This is a genomic window from Streptosporangium sp. NPDC049078 (assembly GCF_040648855.1).
Taxonomy (GTDB): Bacteria; Actinomycetota; Actinomycetes; order Streptosporangiales; family Streptosporangiaceae; genus Streptosporangium.
Window position 1 is genome coordinate 17,320 of record NZ_JBEZEL010000034.1, and the last position, 22,562, is coordinate 39,881.

17 protein-coding genes are annotated in these 22,562 nt (G+C 71.8%); 6 read left to right on the forward strand and 11 right to left on the reverse strand.

The window, feature by feature from the left end; genetic code table 11:
* The first annotated feature begins 5 nt into the window (after positions 1 to 5).
* Positions 6 to 1,487 carry a HAMP domain-containing sensor histidine kinase gene (locus AB0B90_RS38170; protein WP_362926749.1) on the forward strand — a complete coding sequence of 494 codons (1,482 nt, stop codon included), beginning with the start codon at positions 6 to 8 and terminating at the stop codon, positions 1,485 to 1,487.
* Between the two features lie 269 nt (positions 1,488 to 1,756).
* Here the strand turns inward: AB0B90_RS38170 and AB0B90_RS38175 are convergent, their stop codons facing one another.
* The 7 genes from AB0B90_RS38175 to AB0B90_RS38205 form a co-directional block, all read right to left on the reverse strand.
* Positions 1,757 to 2,449 (reverse strand): aspartate/glutamate racemase family protein, encoded by a 693-nt coding sequence (locus tag AB0B90_RS38175; protein ID WP_362926751.1) that lies wholly within the window; start codon positions 2,447 to 2,449, stop codon positions 1,757 to 1,759.
* 92 nt (positions 2,450 to 2,541) lie between these two features.
* The gene (murF, locus tag AB0B90_RS38180) at positions 2,542 to 3,921 is read right to left on the reverse strand and encodes a UDP-N-acetylmuramoyl-tripeptide--D-alanyl-D-alanine ligase (RefSeq protein WP_362926753.1); all 1,380 of its coding nucleotides are present in this window, start codon (positions 3,919 to 3,921) and stop codon (positions 2,542 to 2,544) included.
* The gene (locus AB0B90_RS38185) at positions 3,918 to 4,874 is read right to left on the reverse strand and encodes a D-alanine--D-alanine ligase family protein (RefSeq protein WP_362926755.1); all 957 of its coding nucleotides are present in this window, start codon (positions 4,872 to 4,874) and stop codon (positions 3,918 to 3,920) included. The genes murF and AB0B90_RS38185 overlap by 4 nt, the downstream gene beginning before the upstream one ends.
* 247 nt (positions 4,875 to 5,121) lie before the next feature.
* Entirely contained in the window at positions 5,122 to 5,694 is a 573-nt protein-coding gene (gene vanY-N, locus AB0B90_RS38190; RefSeq protein ID WP_362926757.1) for a D,D-peptidase/D,D-carboxypeptidase VanY-N, read from the reverse strand.
* A 498-nt stretch (positions 5,695 to 6,192) separates the two neighbouring features.
* Entirely contained in the window at positions 6,193 to 6,387 is a 195-nt protein-coding gene (locus AB0B90_RS38195; protein WP_350949447.1) for a ferredoxin, read from the reverse strand.
* 38 nt (positions 6,388 to 6,425) lie between these two features.
* On the reverse strand, positions 6,426 to 7,631 hold the full coding sequence (locus tag AB0B90_RS38200; RefSeq protein ID WP_362926759.1) for a cytochrome P450: 1,206 nt from the start codon (positions 7,629 to 7,631) through the stop codon (positions 6,426 to 6,428).
* 161 nt (positions 7,632 to 7,792) lie between these two features.
* Complete coding sequence (locus AB0B90_RS38205; RefSeq protein WP_362926761.1) at positions 7,793 to 8,755, reverse strand: 2-dehydropantoate 2-reductase N-terminal domain-containing protein; 963 nt, start codon at positions 8,753 to 8,755, stop codon at positions 7,793 to 7,795.
* Between the two features lie 92 nt (positions 8,756 to 8,847).
* Between AB0B90_RS38205 and AB0B90_RS38210 the strand changes: the two genes are divergently transcribed.
* Positions 8,848 to 9,417: a TetR/AcrR family transcriptional regulator gene (locus AB0B90_RS38210; RefSeq protein ID WP_362926763.1), complete on the forward strand. Its 570-nt coding sequence runs from the start codon at positions 8,848 to 8,850 to the stop codon at positions 9,415 to 9,417.
* Positions 9,418 to 9,764: 347 nt separating this feature from the next.
* On the opposite strand, the gene AB0B90_RS38215 is transcribed toward AB0B90_RS38210, so the two are convergent.
* The 3 genes from AB0B90_RS38215 to AB0B90_RS38225 all read right to left on the reverse strand — a co-directional run bounded on the left by AB0B90_RS38215 (position 9,765) and on the right by AB0B90_RS38225 (position 16,137).
* Positions 9,765 to 13,379, reverse strand: coding sequence for a condensation domain-containing protein (locus AB0B90_RS38215; RefSeq protein WP_362926765.1), 3,615 nt, complete (start codon positions 13,377 to 13,379; stop codon positions 9,765 to 9,767).
* Positions 13,376 to 15,856 (reverse strand): amino acid adenylation domain-containing protein, encoded by a 2,481-nt coding sequence (locus AB0B90_RS38220; RefSeq protein ID WP_362926767.1) that lies wholly within the window; start codon positions 15,854 to 15,856, stop codon positions 13,376 to 13,378. The genes AB0B90_RS38215 and AB0B90_RS38220 overlap by 4 nt, the downstream gene beginning before the upstream one ends.
* 68 nt (positions 15,857 to 15,924) lie before the next feature.
* Positions 15,925 to 16,137: an MbtH family NRPS accessory protein gene (locus AB0B90_RS38225; protein WP_350950330.1), complete on the reverse strand. Its 213-nt coding sequence runs from the start codon at positions 16,135 to 16,137 to the stop codon at positions 15,925 to 15,927.
* Positions 16,138 to 16,255: 118 nt separating this feature from the next.
* Here AB0B90_RS38225 and purF point away from each other — a divergent pair, with 118 nt between their 5' ends.
* Genes purF through AB0B90_RS38245 form a run of 4 tightly spaced genes read left to right on the forward strand, consistent with a single transcriptional unit; the run spans position 16,256 to position 20,850 of the window.
* Complete coding sequence (gene purF, locus AB0B90_RS38230) at positions 16,256 to 17,815, forward strand: amidophosphoribosyltransferase (RefSeq protein ID WP_362926769.1); 1,560 nt, start codon at positions 16,256 to 16,258, stop codon at positions 17,813 to 17,815.
* 32 nt (positions 17,816 to 17,847) lie between these two features.
* Positions 17,848 to 18,567: a class I SAM-dependent methyltransferase gene (locus AB0B90_RS38235; protein WP_362907330.1), complete on the forward strand. Its 720-nt coding sequence runs from the start codon at positions 17,848 to 17,850 to the stop codon at positions 18,565 to 18,567.
* Positions 18,564 to 19,781 (forward strand): DegT/DnrJ/EryC1/StrS family aminotransferase, encoded by a 1,218-nt coding sequence (locus tag AB0B90_RS38240; protein ID WP_350950327.1) that lies wholly within the window; start codon positions 18,564 to 18,566, stop codon positions 19,779 to 19,781. The genes AB0B90_RS38235 and AB0B90_RS38240 overlap by 4 nt, the downstream gene beginning before the upstream one ends.
* Positions 19,782 to 19,833: 52 nt before the next feature.
* Positions 19,834 to 20,850 carry a hypothetical protein gene (locus AB0B90_RS38245; protein ID WP_362926771.1) on the forward strand — a complete coding sequence of 339 codons (1,017 nt, stop codon included), beginning with the start codon at positions 19,834 to 19,836 and terminating at the stop codon, positions 20,848 to 20,850.
* A gap of 155 nt (positions 20,851 to 21,005) precedes the next feature.
* On the opposite strand, the gene AB0B90_RS38250 is transcribed toward AB0B90_RS38245, so the two are convergent.
* A complete protein-coding gene (locus tag AB0B90_RS38250) occupies positions 21,006 to 22,430 on the reverse strand; it encodes a cation:proton antiporter (RefSeq protein ID WP_350950325.1) in 1,425 nt (474 codons plus the stop codon).
* Positions 22,431 to 22,562: the final 132 nt, after the last annotated feature.

Here is a 22,562-nt window from a genome sequence, read left to right on the forward strand (position 1 = left end):
CGCCGGTGACACCTCGGCCGAGCCTGGGACTGCGTGCCCGGCTGTTGTTCTCCTTCGCGCTGCTGTGTGTGGTCACCACGTCGGCGGTGGCCGGCGGGATCTACGTCCAGGCACGCAACTCCATCCTGAAGAGGACCCAGGATGCCGCGGTAAAGGCGATGACCGGCCGCCTGCAGGCGCTCTACCCGTTGCAGAGCGCGACGCCCGGCCCGGACGAGCTCGGCGAGATCGCCGAGGCCGCGACCGACGGCGACGGCTTCGCGGTCGCGGTCTACCGCGAGGCGCACTCACCGCTCCCGCCGTCCTCGCCGCCGCTGGGAGGCGACAGGCCGGGCGAGGAGTCCCCGGCCCTGGATTTCGGGATGGCCTCACCGGAGTTGCGACGGGTGGTGGCCGGTGGCCGCACCGCGTGGCAAAGGGTGGTGCGGCAGGGCGAGCCCACTCTCATCATCGGCATGCCGTTGCTGATCATCGAGGAGGACCGGACGACGCGGGTGTCCGGTATCGAGGTATACATCGCGCGCAGCCTGCTTCCCGAACAGCGCAGCATCGACGAGCTCGCCGCCGTCGCCTGGCTGATCGGCGGGGCGGCCCTCGCGTTCGCGGTCGTCCTGGCGTCACTCGCCGCCCGTGGCGTTCTGGGCCCGGTGCGCGAGCTCGGCAGGGCGGCGCGCCTGCTGGGCGAGGGCGAGATGCGGACCAGGATCGCGGTGCGCGGCTCCGACGAGCTGGCCGACGTGGCGCGCACGTTCAACAACACCGCCGCGGAGCTGGAACGGCTCGTCGGGCAGCTGCGCGAGATGGAGGCCGACGCCCGCAGGTTCGTGGCCGACGTGTCCCATGAGCTGCGCACCCCGCTCGCCGCGCTCACCGCGGTCGCCGACGTCCTGGAGGAGGAGGCGGCCCGGCTGCCCGAACCCGCCGACAGGGCCGCCAGGCTGGTCGGCCAGGAGGCGCTCAACCTCACCGCTCTGGTGAACGACCTCATCGAGATCAGCAGGTTCGACTCCGGCGTCGCGGCCCTCGCGCCGAACGAGGTCGACGTGGCCGAACTGGTGGACGCGACCTTGCGCGTGCGGGGCTGGTCGGAGCGGGTGCGCACCGAGGTTCCCCCCGGGGTGACGGCGCGGCTGGACCCGCGCCGGGTGGACGTCATCCTCGCGAACCTGGTCGGCAACGCCCTGCGGCACGGCGAGCCACCGGTGTCGGTACGGCTTCACGCCGACCCGCACCGGATCGTTCTTGAGGTCCGCGACCACGGGCCGGGGGTGGACGAGGCGGTGCTGCCGCACGTGTTCGACCGGTTCTACAAGGCCAGCGCGGCCAGAGCCAGGTCCGAGGGCAGCGGCCTGGGCCTGGCCATCGCCCGGGAGAACGCCCGCCTGCACCGAGGTGACCTCACCGTCACCAACGCCCCGGACGGAGGTGCCGTGTTCACGCTGCGCCTGCCGCGCCGGGCAGCCGATCCGGACGGAGGCCCCGAATGAGGACAGGATCCGCCCGCCGCGTGCTCGCCGTGGGCCTCGTATCGCTCATCGCCGTATCCGGCTGCGGCGTGCAGCCCAGCGACGTCATTCCGGCCGGCGACCCGCCGAGCGGACGTGTCGCACCGACCACGACGATCACCTTCGCTCCCCGGAACCCTCCGGGGTGACGGTGGGGACCTGTCCTCGGCGTCGAACATGTCCGCGCCGGACTGCGGCACCGGGGGTCGTACGGCGTCAACGCGCTGTGCGGGGACGCGACCGAGGGTGCGTCACTCGGCGAGCGCGAAGCCGGCCGCCGCCTCCGCGTGCAGCCGGGCGCTCGGCAGCAGCGGGACGGCGGTGTCCTTCTCGGTGATCAGCAGCTCGATCTCCGTGCAGCCGAGGACGACGCCTTCGGCTCCCTCCGCCGCGAGATCGGCGATGACCCGGGCGTACTCGTCCCTGGAGGATTCCCTGAGCACCCCGCGCACCAGCTCCTCGAAGATCACACGGTGGACGAGCTCCCGCTGCTCGCGTCGCGGGACGACCACGTCGAGGCCGTGGGCGGCCAGCCGCTCCCGGTAGAAGGGCTGCTCCGTGGTGAAGCGAGTGCCCAGCAGACCGACCTTGCGCATCCCCCTCGCGCGGATCTCCGCGCCCACGGCGTCGGCGATGTGCAGCACGGGCACGCTCGCGGCCCGCGCCACGTCGTCGCTCACCCGGCTGAAGGTGTTGCTGCAGACGAGCAGGACCTCGGCGCCGAGATCCTCCAGTTTCCCGCCGGCCTCGGCGAGCAGCGTGCTCACCTCGTCCCAGCGGTCGGCGAAGACGAGGTCCTCGACGGTCGTGTAGTCGACCGACCAGATGAGGCTGTTGGCGGAATGGCTGCCGCCGAGCCGCTCGCGGACCCGCTGGTTGATGATCTGGTAGTAGATCACCGTCGATTCCCAGCTCAACCCGCCGATGAGACCGATCGTACGCATGGCACTCCGTTTCGATGACTGGTGCCGCCACCGGCCAGGCGGTGCGTCGGCGTGGACTTGGTCCGCTCGTCTCCTCGGCGACGCGCCGGCGGTCAGGCTCCGGCCAGCGCACGGGCGCAGGCACCGAGCCCGATCTCGCTGGAGGCCTTGACGAACACCACGTCTCCCGGTTCGAGAAGCGCGCCGGCCAGTCCGAGTGCTTCGGCCACGTCCTGGGCGGTGTGGACGGCCACGCCCTGTTTCGAGGACTCCGCCGCCTCCGCGATCGCGAGCGGATCCCCCGGTCCGACCGCGATCAGCACGTCGAAGCGGAGGTCGGCGACGAGCCGGCCGATCTCCGCGTGCCGGGTACGGGAGGCGCCGGCCTGCTGCCCCATCGCGCCGAGCACGGCGACGGTACGACGGGTACCGGCCAGGGCCTTCACCGCCCGCAGCCCGGCCCGCATGGATTCGGGGCTGGCGTTGTAGGCGTCGTCGACGACGGTGACGCCGTCGGGTCGTTCGACGATCTCCAACCGGCCCGCGGAGCGCCGCCGTGCGGCGTTCAGCCCGTCGGCGATCTCGGCGACGCCCAGGCCGAGTACGGTGGCGACGGCGGCGGCCGCCAGGGCGTTGCCCACCTGGTGCTCGCCGATGAGGCCGAGCTCGACCGGGGCGCGTCCTGAGGGCGTGACCAGCTCGAACGCGGTTCGCGCACGGTCGGCCATCCGCACGTTCTCGGCTCGCACCCGCGCCTGCGCCGACCCGCCGTACAGCAGGACCTGGGCCCTGGTACGGCCGGCCATGCCCATGACGTACGGGTCGTCGGCGTTGAGCAGGGCGAACCCGTCCGCCGGGAGTGCCTCGACCAGTTCGCCCTTGGCCTCGGCCACGTCGGCCGGCCCGGCTCCCATGCGCTCCACATGCGCGCTGCCGACATTGAGCACCAGCCCGACGCGGGGCGGTGCGATCCCGGTGAGATACCTCAGGTCGCCCTTGCGGCCCGCCCCCATCTCCAGCACCAGGTATCGGGTGGTGGCATCGGCACGCAGCACGGTGAGCGGCAACCCGAGCTCGTTGTTGAACGACCTGTCGGTGGCCACCGTCGCGGCGTGCCGTTCGAGCACCTGGGCCAGCAGGTCCTTGGTCGTGGTCTTGCCCACGGAGCCGGTGATACCGATCACGGTCGGGCTGATGCGTTCGAGCAGGTGCCTGGCCAGCAGGCCGATCGCGAGCTGGACGTCCTCGACCACGAGGGCGGGCACGCCGACGGGTCTTGAGGCCAGCACGGCGACGGCGCCGGCCGCGACGGCACCGGCCGCGTGGTCGTGGCCGTCGACGCGGGCGCCTGCCGTCGCGACGAACAGGCCGCCGGGCACCACCTCGCGGGAGTCGACCGCGGAGGGCGCCGTCACCGGCGCCTGCGGGTCGCGCACGTCGTGCAGGCTCGCGCCGACGACCCGCGCGATCTCGTTCAGCGTGATGGGGATCATGAGCCGCTCCTGGCGAACGCGAGGTCGATGAGGCGGCGCAGCAGATCCGGGTACGGGACACCGCTCGCGGCCCACGCCCTGGAGTAGACGGAACGTGAGGTGAAGCCGGGCATGGTGTTGATCTCCAGCACGTACAGGCGTCCGGTGTCCTCCTCGTAGAGGAAGTCGACACGGGACAGGCCGTAGCCGCCGATCGCCCGGAAGGCGCGCAGGGCCAGTTCCCGCACATCCTCGACCACCCGGTCCGGCAGCACCGCGGGGATGGTGACGATCTCGGCCTGACTGAGGTATTTGGCCTCGTAGTCGAGCCAGTCGCCGGGCACGATGAGCTCGCCGGGCACCGAGGCATCCGGGGTGTCGTAGCCGCCGAGCACGCCGCAGACGACCTCGCGCGCGGTCACGCCCTGCTCGACGACGACCACCCGACCGTAGGCGAGCGCCAGATCCACGCCCGCGCGCAGTTCCTCCATGGAGGTGACACGTGAGATGCCGATGGAGGAGCCCATGCCGGCCGGTTTGACGTACATCGGCCAGTCGAGCGGCTTCACCAGCTCCCAGTGGTCGGTGGCGGTGACCCATTCGTGCTCGGTGAACCACACATGCGGCGTGATCGGAATGTCCTCTGCCAGGAACGCGCGCCGCATCGCGACCTTGTTCATGGCCACGGCGGAGGCCATGACACCGCAGCCCACGTACGGGATGCCCAACGTCTCCAGGTGACCCTGCACGACGCCGTCCTCGCCGAACGGCCCGTGCAGCGCGGGGAAGACCACGTCCACCAGACCGCGTCGCAACTCCACCGGCCACCTGCCCCTCCGGTCGATGATGACCGCGACGGGCTCGTACAGATCCCTCGGCAGAGCGTTGAGCACGGCCTGCGCCGACTGCAGCGACACCTCGTGCTCGGCGGACGGCCCACCGGCCAGCACGGCCACGCGTACGCGTTCGGTCACGATCGATCAGCCTTCCTCGACGGCACGGAGAGAGCCGGCTCCCCCCCTGGAGAGCGGGCCCCATCCACTGTCGACCGACTGTGTCCCCGCCTCGTCAGCGCCGTGTCATGGTCGTGTCACGGCCGGCGGCCTTGGGTCCCGATGCGGGACGAGCCGGCCGTCCCCCGCCGACCACCGGGGGTCGTGCTCGCCGGACCGACCGGTTCGACTTCCCCCAGTCGCCCTCCACGCGCTGACCAGGACCGGACTACAGCCGGTCCGTGCGCTCGCCGGCGTAACCCACGCCGGGGTGGGGCAGTCGCCGTGGCGGCCTGCCGCCGCTGTCCGGGCGGTGCTCGAAGTGCCACCACTCGTTGTCGTAGATGCGGTAAAGGTGGTAGCGGGCGCCGTGTTCCTCCAGCCAGCGCGCGCCCTCGTGGGGGCGCACGTCCAACGCGACGCCCCTGACGTGGCCGGACTCCGCCGGTGGCAGCACGAGCATGCGCGCCAGCGCCGGGGAGCCCGCGCGGCGCACCTCCTCGTCGAACATCCGTTGCTGCACATGGGGATCGCGGTATCCCGAGGTGAGGCCGATGAGCCGGCCGTGACGCCAGAGCGCCCGGGTGCGCGCCGCGGTGAACGCCGCCAGGGCACCTTCGGTGAGCCCGGTGAGGTCCTCGGCGGGGAATCGCATCCGCAACGCCCAGCGGCAGGCGAGTTCGCGGGCGCGGCCGGGGTCGCGGACGAACGCCGCGGGCAGCAGGAGCACGGCGAGCACCAGCGTGACCACGGCGTACAGCCGGTCACGGGGCCGAGGCGGGATCATGCGTGGCTCGTTCATGACGCACCACGATCGGCGCCGAATGTGCCCGCGTTGCCCGCCGCACGTCACCGTTCGTCGACGACGGCGACCGTCGGCGCGACCGTCCGCAGGGCCGTGACACGACCATGACGCGGCGAGGACGAGGCGGGCACACGGCCGGTCGACAGTGGACGCGACGTTCCGTCCGCCGATCGGAACGTCGCGTCGAAGGTGACCAGGAAAAGGAGAGGGTTGTGGCTGACAACGGGGCATGGGACCGGCGTTCGCTGTTGCGGGGCGCCGCCGTGGTGGCCGGTGCCGCCGCGACCGCGCCGCTGCTGGGCTCGGCGGCCACGGCGCACGCGGGCGGCGGTGACGGGTATCGGCCTGCCGCTGCTCTCCGAGAACGGCCGCCGCCTGCTCCTGGCTCACCTGCTCTCGCGCGGCCACTGCCCTGTTCGAGCGGAGACGCGCCGTTCGGCGTCCCACACCGATCAGCGTGATCCTTTCAGGCTGTACGGCCATCCACGGATTGCCTCACTCCTCCAGGGAGAGTGCCTGGCCAGGGCACAGGTGCACCGCTTCGCGGGCCTTCTCGACCAGCTCGCCCTCCGGTGTCTCGTTCAGCACGATGACTGTGGCGTCGTCCTCGCTCTGGTCGAACAGCGCGGGCTCAGTGAGCACGCACTGTCCGGCACCGACGCACCTGTCGGTGTCCGCGATGATTTTCATGGCCCTCTCCTCCTGAGATGGGGATGGCGGTTCGTCCGCTACCAGGTCACCGGGAGCCGGTACAGGCCATAGATGTTCGCGTCGTCCTTGAACGGCAGCTCGTCGACATCCATCGCCGGCTCCAGCGTGGGCACGCGACGGAACAGCGTGTCGAACACGATCTGCAGCTCCATCCGAGCCAGGTTCTGGCCCAGACACTGGTGCGGCCCGAACCCGAACGCGACGTGGTGGCGCGCGCCGCGCTCGATGTCGAGCTTGTCCGGGTTCTCGAACGCCCGCGGGTCTCGGTTGGCCGAATACCCGAGCGCCAGCAGTCCTTCGCCGGCGCGGATCAGCTGCCCGCCGACCTCGACGTCCTCGACGCACAGCCGGGCCGTCGCCACGTCGATGATCGTGAAGTAGCGCAGCATCTCCTCGACCGCGTTGAGCGTTCTGCCCGGGTCAGCCTTGATCATCGCGAGCTGCTCCGGGTCGCGCAGGAACGCCACGGTCGACAGCGAGATCATGTTCGCCGTCGTCTCGTGGCCGGCCACGAGCAGCAGCAAGCCCATGCGGGCCAGTGCCGTCCGCCGGTAGGTGCCGTCCGCGCGCAGCTTGACGATCTGCCGCCCGAGCAGGTCGTCCGGCGGGTTCTCCTCCTTCCGCGCGATGAGGTCGGTCATGTAGCCCTGGATGGCCATCATGGCCGCCCCCCGCTCCTCGGGCGGCGTCGACTGCTTGATCACCTTCACCGTGTGCTCCTGGAAGAACTCATGGTCGGCGTAGGGCACGCCCAGCATCTCGCAGATCACCAGTGACGGGACCGGCAGCGACAGCGATTCCACCAGGTCACCGGGCCGCGGCCCGGCCAGCAGCGCGTCGATCTGCCCGTCGACGATCTCCTGGATCCGCGGCCGCAGCGCCTCCAACCGGCGCACCGTGAACTCGCCGAGTACGGCCTTGCGCGCCGGCCCGTGCTCGGGCGCGTCCATCGAGATCAGGAAGCGCTCCTCGTCCGGCCGCCGGAACGCCGCCTCGCCCTTGACCAGTGCCGGGAAATCCGGATGCTCCCGGTCGGCGCTGAACCGCCGGTCGTTCAACACGGTTCGCACGTCCTCGTGGCGGCTGACCACCCAGGCCCACCCGCCGTCGGGCAGACGAACCCGCGAGACCGGCTCTCCTTCGCGGATCTCCTCGTACGCCGACGGCGGCGCGAACGGGCACGTACGGGCCATGGGGAACTCGTGCTTCTCTGCGGTGGTCATGACTTTTCCTTCCACGACGTCACGGACAGGCGATAGAGGCTGGACAACGAAAAGCCGCATGTGAACGGCGGTTGGCCGACCGGTGCGACCGGGTTCGGCTCTGGGATGCGGCGGACCAAGGAGCCGCAATGGACCACCGGGACCGACAGATATCGGTGGATTCAGACTCGCCCCGTCCCCTCTCGGGCGAAGTGCGGTTCCGCCGCTTCCAGTCGCGGTACCGAGATGCCCAACCGTCGCGCTTCGGCCAGGGTGTCCCGGCAGACCTCACGCGGCTCCTCGGCGTCGGGATCGGAGTGCGCCGTGAAACTCACGCGCGCGAGCGCGACATGAGCGGTCAGCCAGGCGAGCACGGGGGCCGTCAGCCAGGTGGGCGCACGCAACGACAGCACACCGCGGTGACGTCGCAGGTCGACACCACGCGCCTGGAGGAGCGGCAGAAGCTCGCGGATGGCCAGCAGCGCCTCGCGCAGGTCGCCCGTCGCCCCTGTCAGCTTGGACAACGAGCCCAGTCTCAGGCCTTGGGAGTGCAGGCCCGCATCGAACACGAAATGGATCCACAACCAGCCGCGGAAATCGGATTGTTCCTTGAGCCGGAGTCCGGCCTCGCGAAACGCCTGGCGTACGGCCCGCTCCCGGTCGGTCGGGGGCGGGCCGAGGGTGCCGAAGACGACCGACGGCAGCAGCGTCCCACGGAGCACGCCGTCTTCGCCGAAGCCGCCGCCGGAGCCGGGAAAGCCCCAGGCGACCTGATCGCAGGGGAGGTCGCCGATCGCGGCCGGCGGTTCGGTCCAGATGTTGCCGAAGACCAGCACCGTGGCCCGGCCGACGCGCGGGGTCAGGAAGGCCGCCGCCTCGGCGAGGCGGTGGTGCGACACGCTGAGCACGATCAGGTCGAAGTCGTGGTCGGGCTCCAGCGTCTCGCGCAGGCGTACCGGCCACCTCTCGACGACGCGTTCTCCCCACGGCCGCCGTCGTGCGTCGAGCAGGTCGAGGTCTATCGCTTCGCCGTACGTCGCCGCGCGTCCGGGCCGGACGTAGAACTCGACGTCGTGACCGGCCCTCTCCAGGGCCCAGCCGTAGATGGTGGCGATCACGCCTCGGCCGAACATCAGGATCTTCACGCCGCACCTCATGGGATACAATCGAATTGGAGGTCATCTCCACTTCTTTGAAGATATGGAGACAGTCTCCACTTGTCAACGCGAGGGAACGCATGACCACCGCCAAACCGCTGCGCGCCGACGCCCGGCGCAACCGCGAGGCCCTGATCGCCAAAGCCCGGGAGATCTTCGACACCGGCGACTTCTTCGACCTGCGCTTCGACGACTTCGCCCAACTGGCCGGCGTGGGCACCGGCACGCTGTACCGCCACTTCCCCACCCGGGAGGCACTGGCCGAGGCGGTCTACCACGGAGAAGTCGCCACGCTGTGCGACCGCGCCCGCCGACTACAGGCCACACTGCCCGCACCGGAGGCACTGGCCACCTTCCTGCGCGACATGGTCGGCTACCTGGACACCCACCACGGCCTCGCCCGGACACTGGCCACACTCATGGCCACCCGTTCGGGCGTACTCGCCGAAGGCAGCAAGGCACTGGAGCAGGCCATCACCGACCTGGTGGCCACCGCCGCGAAAGACGGCGCCATCCGCGACGACGTGAATGCCGGCGCCGTCATGATGGCACTGCACGGCATCGGCGCGGCCCACGACCGCCCCCATTGGCGGGCCGAGGCCGACGGTGTCATCACCCTCCTGCTGGACGGGCTGCGCCGCCCGCTATGACAGGGGGCGACACGAGGTCGCATGCCGCGAGCGAAGGATCCGGTCAGTGGCACGGCGGCGAAGACGCGGTCCGGGATGGTCACCCGGCTGATGCCGGCTACCGCTTCGTCCTGGACCTGTCCGACCTCGACCAGCCCGCATCCTGACCACCCCCGGCGCAACGGGCCGGTGGGTCACGACGGGCCCCCGTCATCACCGGCCGGTGCGTCGCCGCTCAAAGCCCGTGAGGCTCTCGCGGAGGACGGAGGACGTCGGGATTGGCGGGTTTCCCGACAACCCAACGGTGGGAAACACGTTCCGATGAGGCGACCCCCCGCGAAGAAAGGTCGCCTCACCAAGGGGATCGGTCAGCCGAGCAGCTCCGAGAGCCTGGTGTCCGGCTCCGCCACGGCGCGGGTGAGCAGCGCCGCCACCCGCGACAGGCGCTCCTCGACCTCCTTGCGGTCCCACAGCTCGACGGCGTACTCCAGGTCGAGCACCACCTGCTCCCCCGCCATCCCGGCGTACATCTCCAGCTCGTAGCGGTTCGCCCTGGTGTGTACGTAGTCGAACCCCACCTCGCACCCGGCCAGCTCCGGGATCGCCGGTCCGTCGCCCGCCCAGTCGGACGTCACCTGGAACAGTGGCATCCTGCGCGGGTCCGGGTGGATCCTCAAGGCCCGCACCACCTCGTTGAACGGGGTGCTCTGGTGGGCGTACGCCTCCAGCACGGTCCTGCGCACCCGCCCGGCCAGCTCGGTGAAGGTGGGGTCGCCGCCGCAGTCGACGCGCAGCGCCACCATGTTGACGAAGCAGCCGACCACGCCCTCCAGGCCGGGCAGCGGCCGGTTGTCGGCGGTGGTGCCGATCACCACGTCGTCCTGGCCACTCCACTGGGCGAGCATCGCCGCGAACGCGGCCGTGACCAGCATGTAGGGGGTGGCCCTGTTCTGCCTGGCCAGCGCGAGCAGCCGCCGCGACTCCGCGTGCGGCAGGCGGTGGGCGATCATCTCGGTGTCGCGGCTCTCGCGTCGCCCGCCACGTGTCCTGGGCAGGACCAGTTCCGGTGCCTCGCGCAGCCGCTCGCGCCAGAAGCGTTCCGAGGCCGCGGCCTCGGGGCCGCCGAGCCAGGCCTGTTCCCAGGCGACGTAGTCGGCGAAGCGCAGGTGCGGAGCGGCGGGGGTGGCGTCCCGCTCGGAGTACAGGCGGCCCAGCTCGCCCACGAGCAGCCCGATGGACACGCCGTCGGTGACCAGGTGGTGCTGGACGAGCGCGAGGACGTGGTCGTTCTCGCCGAGCCGGTAGAGGGTGGCCCTCACCAGGGGGGCGGCCGACAGGTCGAAGCCGCGGTCGGCGTCGCTCGCGGTGCGGCGGGCCGCCTCCGGCGCGCGTTCCTGCTCCGGCAGGCCGGTGAGGTCCTCGACGGGCAGTTGGACGCGTACGCCGGGGTCGAAGCGCAGCACCGGCACGTCGCCGACGAGCGCCACACGGGCGCGCAGGTTCTCGTGTCGCGCGACCAGCGCGTCGAACGCGCCGCGCAGGGCGTCCGCGTCGAGCGGGCCGCGCACCCGGTAGGTGACGGCGGCGATGAAGTCGCGGGCGTCGCCGCCCGCGAGCTGCTCGTTGATCCAGATCTGCAGTTGCGCGGTGGACAGCGCGCTGGTGTCGGGCTCCTCGCCGTCCCGCCCGATCTCCCCGGTGCTCCCGGCCTTCCCGGCGGGGGTCGTACGGCTCGCGCGGCCCGCGTCCCCGAGGGTGTGCTCCAGCGCGGGATGCCTCGCCGCCATGTAGTCGGCGAGGTCGGCGGGGGTGCAGTTCTCGAAGAGGGCCATGAGCGGTACGCGCACGGCGAGCACGGAGGCGATCTCACGCACCAGGCGGGCCGCGAGCATGGAGTGGCCGCCCAGGGCGAAGAAGTCGTCGTCGGGCTCCACCTCGTCGAGGTTCATCACGCGCGCCCAGATGACGCAGAGCGCGGCCTCCAGGGCGGGCAGCTCGGTCCGCTCCGCGCGCTCGCCGGCGTCGGGCAAGCCGCCGGTCTCGACGCGGCCGTCCTCGGCGCGCGGGATGTGGTCCACCGGCACGACGACGGCGGGCACCATGTACTGCGGCAGCCGCTCGACGAGGGTGGCGCGCAGCTCGTCGGGCGGCGGCTCGGCGACGGCGTAGGCGACCAGTTCGCGGCCCGCGCCGCCCTCGACCGCCACGACGGCGGCGTCGCGTACGGCGGGGTGCGCGCGCAGGACCTCCTCGACGTCCTCCAGCTGCACCTGGAAGGGGCCGATGCCGACCAGGCGGTCCTCGCGCCCGCGTTCGACCACGCGCCCGTCGGGCCTGCGGATGGCGAGGCGCCCGCTGGGACCTGCCACGCCCTCGCCGCCTGAGCGGTGGACCAGCCGGCCGACGGCCCCGGCGGGCAGCACGTTGCCGTCGTGGTCGAGCACGGTCACGTCGCCCTGGGTGAGGGTGACGAGCTCTTCCGGGCCGATCATCGGGATGTCGGCCAGGGGCCGGGTGGGGTCGTCGGCGACGGCCCGCAGCACCCGGTCGTAGTGGCGCATCACCCGGGCGATCGTGGCCTCGTCGAAGAGGGCGTCGTCGTACTCGACGAAGAGGTCGACCCGGTCGCCCCGGCGTACCGCCTCGACCGCGACGTCGAAGCGGGACCGGCCGCGTGTCACCTCGACCTCGGCCGCGGGCACGCCGCCGATGGAACGCTCGGCCGCCCCGGCGTCCCACATGGTGAAGACGACCTGCACGAGCGGAGTGTGCCCGGCGTCTCGCTCGGGCTGCAGGAACTCCACGAGTTTTTCGAAGGGCACGTACTGGTGGTCGAAAGCGTCGAAGGCGGCCTCGCTGACCGCGTCGGCCAGGTCGGTGAAGGGCATCTCGCCCGCCGGGCGCAGCCGTACGGGCACGATGTTGGCGAAGAAGCCGAGCGTGCCGTCGAACTCGCGCCCGGGACGGCCGGGGGCGCCGGTGCCGAGCACCATGTCGCCGCGTCCCGTGTAGCGGTAGACGGTGGCGGTGAAGGCGGCGAGCAGCACGGTGAAGACGGTGCCGCCGACGCGTTCTGCGACCTCGCCGAGCGGGCCCGTGAGGGCGGGGTCGAGCGGGAAGCGCTCGCGTCTGCCCGCGCCGGCACGGCGGCGTGGGCGGGGCCGGTCGGCGGGCAGTTCGAGCACGGCGGGCGCTCCGTCGAGTTCCCGCCGCCAGTGGTCGACGTCGGCGGCGAGGCGGCCCCCGCTGAACTGTTCGCGCTGCCAGCGGGCGAAGTCGCCGTACTGGGCGGGCGGCTCGTCCGGTGACTTCTCCCGTGTCCCGTCCGATGACTCGCCGGGCGGCCCGTTCCGCGAGCCGTTCCGCGAGCCGTTCCGCGAGCCGTTCCGCGAGCCGTTCCGCGAGCCGTTCCGCGACTCGCCGGGTGGCTCGTCACGTGGCCCGCTCGGCGATTCACCGGGCGGCTCGTCGTGTGATCCGCCATGCGGTCCGCTTCGGGGCCCGCCGGGGAGTTCTCCCCGGTAGGCGGCGTCAAGCTCGTCGAGCAGCAGGTTCATCGAGAACCCGTCGCTGATGATGTGGTGGACCCCGAGCACCAGCGCCTGCCGATCCGCGCCGAGCGTGACGAGCGAGGCGCGCAGCAGCGGTCCCGAGGCGAGGTCGTAGGGGGCCTCGGCGACCTCGCGGGCGTACTCCATGAGCGCCTGCTCGCCGCCGACGGTCGCCTCGCGCAGCACGGGACCTCGGTCCCAGACCGCCTGCACCGGTTCCGCGCCCTGGTAGACGAAGGTGGTGCGCAGCACGTCGTGCCGCGCGACCACCTGCTCCAGCGCCCGCCCGAGCCTGGCGGCCTCCAGCGTGCCGTCCAGGACGAGCACCTTCAGCTCGTTGTACGAGCCGTTGCCCGGATCGTCCTGCTCGACGAACCAGAGCTGCTCCTGGAGGTAGGACAGCGGGGCGGTGCGGACGGGCAGACCGGTCACGACGGCCCCTCCGTCTTTCTCGCGATCACCCAGAGGAAGCGTGACTCCCCGAGCGGTGTCCGTTGTGCCACGACCTCGTCGCGTTCGGGGGCCAGGCCCGCCTCGCGCAGCAGGCGCAGGTTCTCCTCGGTGGGGAAGCCGGAGAAGAACATGGTCGAGCCGAACCACTCCTCCACCGCGCCGGGGATGTCCTCGGTCATGAGCGTGGCGAGCAGCAGGCCGCCCGGCTTGAGCCAGCGGGCGATGCCCTTCAGCAGGGCGGGAAGCTCCTCCCTCGGCAGGTGGGTGAGGGTGTAGATGGACACCACCGCGTCGAAGGAGGCGTCGGGGAACTCCGCCTCGGCCATGTCGGCCTGGACGAGCGTCGCGCCGGGCAAAGTCTTCGCGGCGAGCCTGAGCTGCTCGGCGGAGATGTCCACGGCGGTGAGGTCGTGTGCCTCGGCCAGGCGGCGCGACGACTCGTGGCCGCCGCCGACGCCCAGCTCCAGCACGGCCGCGTCCTCGTCGGGCAGCATGCCGAGCAGGTGGTCGGTCCAGGTCATGCGGGGGCCGTCGGAGAACTCCGACTGGAAGGCGGCGTAGCGGTCGGCGATGTCGTCCCAGCCCTCGCGGACGATGTCCTTGATGTCGGAGCGGACCTCGGAGTCGACGGCGTCGGCGACCCCGGCGATGGTGGGCCGGTCGAAGAACTCGACGACCGGCACCTCGATGCCGAAGGTCGTGCGTACCTTGCCGAGGAGCTGGATGACCTGGATGCTGGTGCCGCCCAGCTCGAAGAAGTGGTCGTGCGGGCCGACGGAGTCGACGCCGAGCAGCGGTTTCACGATCTCCTCGGCCACCCTGCGCCGGGTCGGCGTCCACTCGGCGTCCTCGGCGTCCTCGGCGTCCCTGGCGTTCTTGGTGTCGCCGGTCTCCACGGCGGCCGCGCGCCGCCCCCTCGCCTCGGCCAGGGCGTCGCGGTCGACCTTGCCGGCCGGGGTGAGCGGTATCTCGGGCACGTGGACGAACTCGTTGGGAACCAGCGGGGCCGTCAGCCACCTGGCCGCGGTCTCGCGCAACTCGGTGACGCCGGGGGGTTCGGGGGCGGTGGAGACGACGTAGGCGATCAGGCGGGCGTCGCCGTCGTCGCGCGCCTCGGCCTCGACCACGGCGTGCGCGATGTCGGGGTGCCTGCACAGGGTCGCCTCGATCTCCTCCAGCTCGACGCGGACACCGCGGACCTTGACCTGGCGGTCGGCCCGCCCGGCGAAGACCAGCTCGCCCTCGGGGGTCCAGCGCACCAGGTCGCCGGTGCGGTAGAGCCTCTCGCCGGGCGTGGTGGCGAACGGGTCGGGGACGAAGGAGGCCGCGCTCGTGCCGGGGCGGCCCAGGTAACCGCGTCCGAGGCCGGGGCCTCCCACGTACAGCTCGCCGACCGTGCCGATCGGGACGGGACGCATCGACTCGTCCAGCGCGTAGGCCCGGTGGTTGGGCATGGCGCGTCCGATGGGCGGCGAGGCGTCCCAGTGTCCCTCGCACTCCTGGGTGATGACGCCGACGGTGGTCTCGGTGGGGCCGTAGCTGTTGACGAACCTGCGTCCGGCCGCCCAGCGGGTGGTGAACTCACCCGAGTAGCTCTCGCCTCCGACGGCGACGACCCGCAGGTCGGGGAAGTCACCGGGCTCCAGCAGTCTCAGCACCCCGGGGGTGCCCATGTAGACGGAGATGCGGCGCTCGCGCAGCAGGTCGCGAAGGCGCGTCGAGGAGGCGCGGGTCTCGGTGGAGGCGACGTGCAGGGCCGCGCCCGACAGCAGCGCTCCGAAGGCGTCGAAGGTGGAGACGTCGAAGGCGATCGAGGAGAACTGCACGAAGCGGTCCTGGGGAGAGAGCCCGTACAGGTGCTGGGCGCCCCTGACGAACGCGGTGACCGCGCGGTGCTCGATGAGGACGCCCTTGGGTGCCCCCGTGCTGCCGGAGGTGTACATGACGTAGGCGAGGTTGGCCGGGTGCAGCCGGATCTCGGGGTCGCTCTCGTCGTTGCCGGGGTGGTCGTCGACGTTGACCACGCACCACGGGCCGGGCGGCACCTCGGCCTCGGTGGTGGAGTCGGCCAGCACCACGGCGGTGCCGGCGTCGCGCAGGATCGCCTCGACCCGTTCCGGCGGGTTGCCCTCGTCGATCGGCACGTACGCGCCACCGGCGGCCAGTGTCCCGAACATGGACACGACCATGCCGGCCGAGCGGCGCTGGTAGACGGCGCAGCGGTCCTCGGGGCGCAGGCCGAGGGCGAGCAGGTGTCCGGCGAGGCGGTTGGCGGCGCGGCGTACCTCGTCGTAGGTGAGGGTCGTGCCCTCCTCGTCCGTCAGCGCCGTGGCGTCGGGCGACCTGGCGACCTGGGCGGCGAACCGTTCGATGACGGTCGCCGGCTCGTCGGCCAGCTCGGTGCGGTTCCATTCCTCGACGACCAGGCGCGCGTCGTGCTCCTGGATCGTGTCCATCGGCTCCTCCTTAGGGGGACCGTCCTCGGGGGACCGTTCGTCGGCGGGCTCCTCGGCGGGCGCGCGGGTCAGGGGCGCTCGCCGTCCATCCAGCGGCGCAGGCTCAGGGGACGCATGTCCGTCCAGACCTCCTCGATGTGGGCCAGGCACTCCTCACGGGTGCCGTTGTGGCCGACGCTGCGCCAGCCCTCGGGAATGTCACGGTCGGCCCACCATATGGAGTACTGCTCCTCGTGATTGCGCACCACCGTGTACTCGGCCGTATCCACTGACTCTGCCATTCGACTCTCCTTTGCCTCATTCGCCATTCGACACGACGTTGCAATCAAACAATGCCATGGTCAAGCAGAAGCGATTTAACGCACTTTCCGCGAAATGTTAGGGTTTTGAAGGGGAGCTATGTGTGGAATAGCCGGCGTATCTGTTCTCGATGGGACCGCCGGGCGACCGGCCTTCGACGGGCTCGTCACCCTGCAGCACCGTGGCCAGGAGTCGTGGGGCATCGCGGTGGCCGGACCCGAGGGCGTGGAGGTCCGGCGGTCGCTGGGGTTCGCCTCGCGCTCGGACTGCGGTGACTCCGCCCGCGGCGACTGGCCCGCCGGGAGGCTCGCGGTCGCCCACACCCGTTACTCCACCACGGGCGCCACGCTGCTGGAGAACTCCCAGCCCTTCGTGCACGAGGCGCGGCGCATCGCGCTGGCGCACAACGGGGATATCACCAACGCCGCCGAACTGCGCGCCCGGCTCGGCCGCGAGGGCTACGCGTTCCGCTCGACCAGCGACTCCGAGGTCATCCTCGCCCTTCTCGCCGGCGCCCTGAGCGGCCTGAACGGGCCGGACGGTTCGGACGGCTTGCACGGCGCGGCCGCTCAGGACCGTCTGAACGGTCTGAACGACCTGAACGGTCTGAACCCCGTTGATGGCCCGGCCTCTCAGGACAGTGATTACCCCGACTCCGACCCGATCGTGGCGGCGGTCGCGCGGGCCGTGCGGGTGCTGCGCGGCGCGTACTCGGTGGTGTGCGCCGTCGGCGACCGGCTCGTGGCCTTCAGGGACCCGCACGGCATCCGTCCCCTGGTCGCCGGGTTCGCCGAGGGCAGGGCGGTCGTCGCCTCGGAGACCTGCACCCTCGACGCGCTCGGCTGCTCCGGGCAGCGGGAGGTGGAGCCGGGCGAGCTGCTCGTCCTGCGCGACGGACGGCCGATCGGGACGTACCGCGTGGCGGCCCCCGCCCCGCGCGGCTTCTGCGTGTTCGAGCACCTCTATCTGACCAGGCAGGACTCCAGGATCGGCGGCGCCAGGACCGGCGCGACGCGGATGGCGTTCGGTGAACGGCTGGCGCTGGAGTCCCCGGCGGACGCCGACCTGGTCGTGGCCGTCCCCGCCTCCGGTGTGCCCGCCGCCAGGGGGTACGCGCGAGCGGCCGGACTCCCGCTGGCCGGGGCGCTGGTCCGCGACGAGCAGGTGGGCAGGACGTTCATCGAGCCCGACCAGCGGCGGCGCGAGCGCAAGCTGCGGCGCAAGTTCTCCATCGGCTCGCCGGTGGACGGGGCCAGGGTCGTGGTGGTCGACGACTCGATCGTGCGCGGGTCCACCATGCGGCGCATCGTCACGCTGCTGCGCGAGTCGGGGGCGAGCGAGGTGCACGTGCGGATCGCCGCTCCGGCGCTGATCGCGCCCTGCCACTACGGGGTGGACATCGTCGACACCGGCGAGCTGGTCGCGACCGGCCGCGAGACCGGGGAGGTGTGCCGGATCATCGGCGCGACGAGCCTGGCGTACCTGTCGGTGGCGGGCATGCGTCACACGGTCGGCAGCGCGGCGGGCGAGGGATTGTGCGAGGGCTGCATCACCGGCGAGTACCCCACCCCGGTGAGTCAGGGACGCGACAAGTTGAAGCTCGTACCCGTACAGGCCCTGCGGCACGCGACGCCTCCGGCGGCCGTCCACCCCCGTTGACGGTGATCAAGGCCGCGCCTAGCCTCCGCCAGATGGGACCCAACACACAGCACACACAGCACATGCGGCCGACCGGCTACGACGACGACGGTGGATGCGACGCCCGGTACACCAGGACCGCCTGCCTGTGGGGACGCAGGCCCGACCGGATCTCCGACGCCCTGGCAGACGCGCTCTCCCTGCCGGCGGCCCCCGAGGAGATCGGCCCGCCCGCCTCACCACCCGGCGCGGGCGCGCCCGCCGTCCTCGACGTGGGGTGCGGTGAGGGACGCAACGCGGTGCGGCTCGCCCAGCGGGGCGCGCGGGTGCTCGCGATGGACGTGTCGGCCGCCGCGCTGGAGAACGGCGCGCGGGCGTGGGGTGACGCCGGGGGGATCGAGTGGCGGCGGGGCGACGCGCGCACCGCCGATCTGGAGCCCGCAGCGTTCGACGGGGTGCTGGCGTGCAGCGTCCTGCACTGGCTGGAGGACGAGGAACAGGTCGCCGACGTCGTCGCCGGACTCCAGGCCGCGACCAGGCCGGGAGGGGTGAACGCCCTGCTGATGTTCAACCGCGGCCACGCCTACGTACCTCCCGCCGGCGAGATGCGCATGCCGGTCCTGCTGCCCCACGACTGGTATCTCGCCAGGTACGCCGGGTGGACCGTGCTGAGCGCCACCGACACCGACTCCACGCACACCCACAAGGGCCACGAGGAACCGCACACCCACGCGGTGACCAGGCTCGTGGTCCGCAAGGGGGCGGTCGCGTGAGCCCGCCGCACCCGCTCGAATGGCCGGTCTACGACGACGGCGTGGCGGCCAGGGTCGCCGAGCTGGTGACACTGGGGCGCACGTTCGACTACGACTACGGCCCCGAACTGGCCGAGCTGGAGCGGTCGTTCGCCGAGCGGCACGGCCGCGCCCACGCCCTCGCGCTCACCTCCGGCACCGCGGGACTGCTCGCCGCCTACTTCGCGCTGGGCATCGGCCCCGGCGACGAGGTGATCGTCCCGGACCTCACGTTCTTCAGCACCGCCTCACCGCTGTTCCTGCTGGGCGCGGTACCGGTGCTCTGCGACGCGGGCGGCGCCGACGGGAACGTGGCCGCGGCGGACGTGGAGGCGCTGGTCACGCCCCGTACGGTCGCGATCGTCGTCACCCACCTGTGGGGCCACAGCTGTGACATGGACGCCCTGCGCGCGGTGGCCGACCGGCGCGGGCTCGCGCTGGTCGAGGACTGCTCGCACGCCCACGGCGCCACCTTCCGTTCCCGGCCCGTGGGCTCCATGGGCGACGTCTCGGTCTTCAGCGTGGGCGGCAGGAAGCTGATCTCGGGGGGCATGGGCGGCATGCTCCTCACCGACTCCGAGGACGTCTTCGCCCGCGCCTGCCTGCTGACCAACTTCCGGCACCGCACCGACCTCACCATCGACGCCGCCCGCTACCAGCCGTTCCTGCTCACCGGGCTCGGCGGCAACTTCCGCATCTCCACGCCGGGGGCCGTGCTCGCCCAGAGCCACCTCGACCGCCTGGACGAGCTGGTGGAACGCAGGGGGGGCAACATGTCCGCCCTGTCCGCGGGGCTCGGCGCGCTGCCGGGCGTGCGCCCCTCCCCCGTCGCCGAGGGCGTCACGATGGGGGCGTGGTACGACGGGGTCGTCGAGGTGACGCCGGAGTGCCCGTTCAGCCGGGACGAGCTGGTGGGTGCCGGTCAGGAGCGCGGCCTGAAGGTGCGCGCCCCGGCCACCCGGCCGCTGCACGTCTTCCCGCTCTTCCAGGGCACCGCGCCCGACTGGTCACCGGCGGTCGCCGCAGCCGTGCGGGCCGCCGCGGCGGTGAACGACCGGCCGTTCCCGCGTTCCACGGAATTGTTCGCCAGGTGGATGAAATTGCCGGTGAACTTTCTTTGGGAACCGAACTCACCACTGGTCGGCGCGTATCTCGAGGCGTTCGACGACGCATTCTCGATGGCGCGTACCGCGTAACGTCATTCCTGTTTCCAGCGTCGATTCCGGAGTAATCCACATGAGCCGACAAATGTCTCCCGTCATCCATGCCGTCGCCCCCGCCAGCCTGGAGAGCTGGTTCGGTCACTTCGTCGACCTCGGCCCGCGGGACCGGGTCGTCTTCACCGGCGAGGACCACCACGTCGACGTGGCCCCGCTGCTCGACGCGATCGGCGAGACGCCACGGGCGACGGTGGTCTTCCACTCCAGCCACACGACACTCGGCCGCGACCAGCTGCTCGCCTTCCGGCTCCGCGAGCTCGGCCACGGGGCCGAGTGCCAGTCACGGCTGTGCGCCTCGCTGGGCAGCGACAAGATCCTGATGAAGGAGTTCTTCGACCGCTACCGCCTGGTATCCCCGCCGTGGGCGCGGGCCGGTGAGCCGCTGCCCGAGACGGGCCCCGACACCCCCGTGGTCATCAAGGACCGGCACGGCACGCAGAGTGTCGGCACCCGGCTGGCCCGGGCGGACGAGTGCCGCCTCGCCCCCAACGAGCTGGGCGAGCTGTATGTCGACGGGATCGAGTACTCGGTGCTGGTCTACCGCGACGAGCACGGCACGGCGACGTTCCCGCCGGTGTGGAAGGGGGCGACCTCGCCCGACCTGGTCCCGCCGTGGCGGCGGCTGCGGCTGTGTCCCGGCCCGACGCTCGGCGGCACCTGGGAGCGCAAGCTGCGGGCCGTCGGCAAGCGGCTCGCCGACCTGGCCGAGGCGCACGGCTACCTGGAGGTGGAGTTCCTGCTGACCAGGACCGGGGAGGTGCACCTGCTGGAGATCAACCCCCGGGTGTCGGGCACCATGCGGCTGGCCGCGATGGCGACCCGGCTGCCGATCTTCTCCCTGCACGCCCGGCCCGAGCTGCGCGACCACCTGTACGCCGCCCGCTTCAGCGGCGAGATCCCCTACAGCGGTGACCCGATCACCGACGCCGACGGCGAGGTGTTCGCCACCTCCCGGCTCACCGTCGCCGGGGAGAGCCCGCAGGAGGTCCGCGCCAAGCTGCGCGAGCTGGGCACGGAGCCCCGGGTGCTGCCCTGCGCCTCCTGACCCCGCTCCCCCGCCTCCCCGCCCCTCCTCTCGCCTCCCCCGTTCACGGCTTCCCGCCTCCCCTGTTCTTCACCGGCCCCCTGCTCTCTCCTCGCCGGCTTCCTGCTCTCCCCCGCCCCGATTCCGGCCTCCCCTTCTCGGCCCCCGATCTCGGTTCAGGCGGATCGGGGCACCGCTCCCGCCGCCTCGGGCTCCCCTCGGCTCCCGTCCGACGCCTTCCCGTCGCGCCGCGCGTCCCACCGGTCGAGCAGCCCGAGCAGGGGCGCCGTCGCGGCCGTGGAGACCAGCGCGACGATCACCAGCATCGTGAACAGCGCCTGGGTGATGATGCCGAGGCCGAGGCCGATGCTCAGGATCACCAGCTCGGTCACCCCCCGGCAGTTCATCAGCACCCCGAGCCGCACGGCCTCCCGCCCGGGTACGCCCATCGGCCTGGCGATGACCATCACGCCGCCGACCTTGCCCACCACGGCGACGGCGAGGATCAGCAGGCACCATCCCCACATGGCCAGGTCCTGGCTGAGCAGCCCGATCTGGGTGTTGAGCCCGACGAAGGCGAAGAAGGGCGGCAGCAGGAAGGAGGTGGTGAAGTCCTGGGTGCGCTCGCGGACCCGCCGCAGCCGTACGTCGCCGTCGCGCGGGAACAGGACGCCGAACAGGAAGGCTCCGAAGATCAGGTGGATGCCGATCAGCTCGGTCAGCAGTCCGGAGACGAGCAGGCCCACGATGACGACGGGCAGCGTCGCCTCCTGGGAGAGCCCTCGGCGCAGCAGCCGGGTCAGCAGTGGCCGTACCACCCCGACCATGAAGGCGGCGAAGGCGACGGTGAGACCGAGCGTGCGCAGCGCCTCGGCGGGCGAGGAGCCCTTCGCCATGGTGACCGCCACGGCCAGCAGCAGCCACGCGGTGACGTCGGCGATGGCGGCGCAGGTGACGGTGAGCGCTCCGGTCGGGGTGTGGAAGAGCCCGCGTTCCAGCAGGATCCTCGCCAGTACGGGAAACGCGGTGACACTCAGCGCGGCCCCGACGAACAGTGCGAAGACCGGGAAGTCGACGGAGGCGGCCGCCAGCGGCGGGTAGATCAGCAGGGCGAGCGCGACCCCGAGCGCGAACGGGATCGCCACGCTCGCCTGGCCGCAGAGCGCCGCGACCCGGCCCCGGCCGCGCAGCAGGTCTCCGCGCAACTCCAGCCCGACCAGGAACATGAAGAAGGCCAGCCCGAACTGGGCCAGCAGGTTCAGATACGGCATCACGGCGCTGGGGAACAGCGCGCGGTAGGCCTCGGGCCACACGGCGCCGAGCAGGGAAGGGCCGAGCACGATGCCCGCGGCCATCTCCCCGATCACCCGGGGCTGACCCAGCCCGCGGAAGACGGCCCCGCCGAAGTGGGCCAGCGCGACGACCACCGTGACGGACAGCAGCAGCAGAGGGGTGGCCGGCACCTCCTGCTCCCGCCCCGGCTCCACCGAGGGCACCGGGACGGGACCGGTGGCCGTCCCCGGGTCGAGTCCCAGCATCAGCAGCGCCAGCACGGAGGGCAGCACGATCGCGAGACCGTACGCGACCAGAGAATGACGCAAAGTGCGCGTATTCGCGGACCGAAACCTTGGATACGGCATGATCGATTCCATTTCCGAGAGGTTGAATTCTGAACCGGCGCGTATATCACAGAGCAAAAAAAATCGCCAAGCTGATTGGAGACTCAGCTGGTC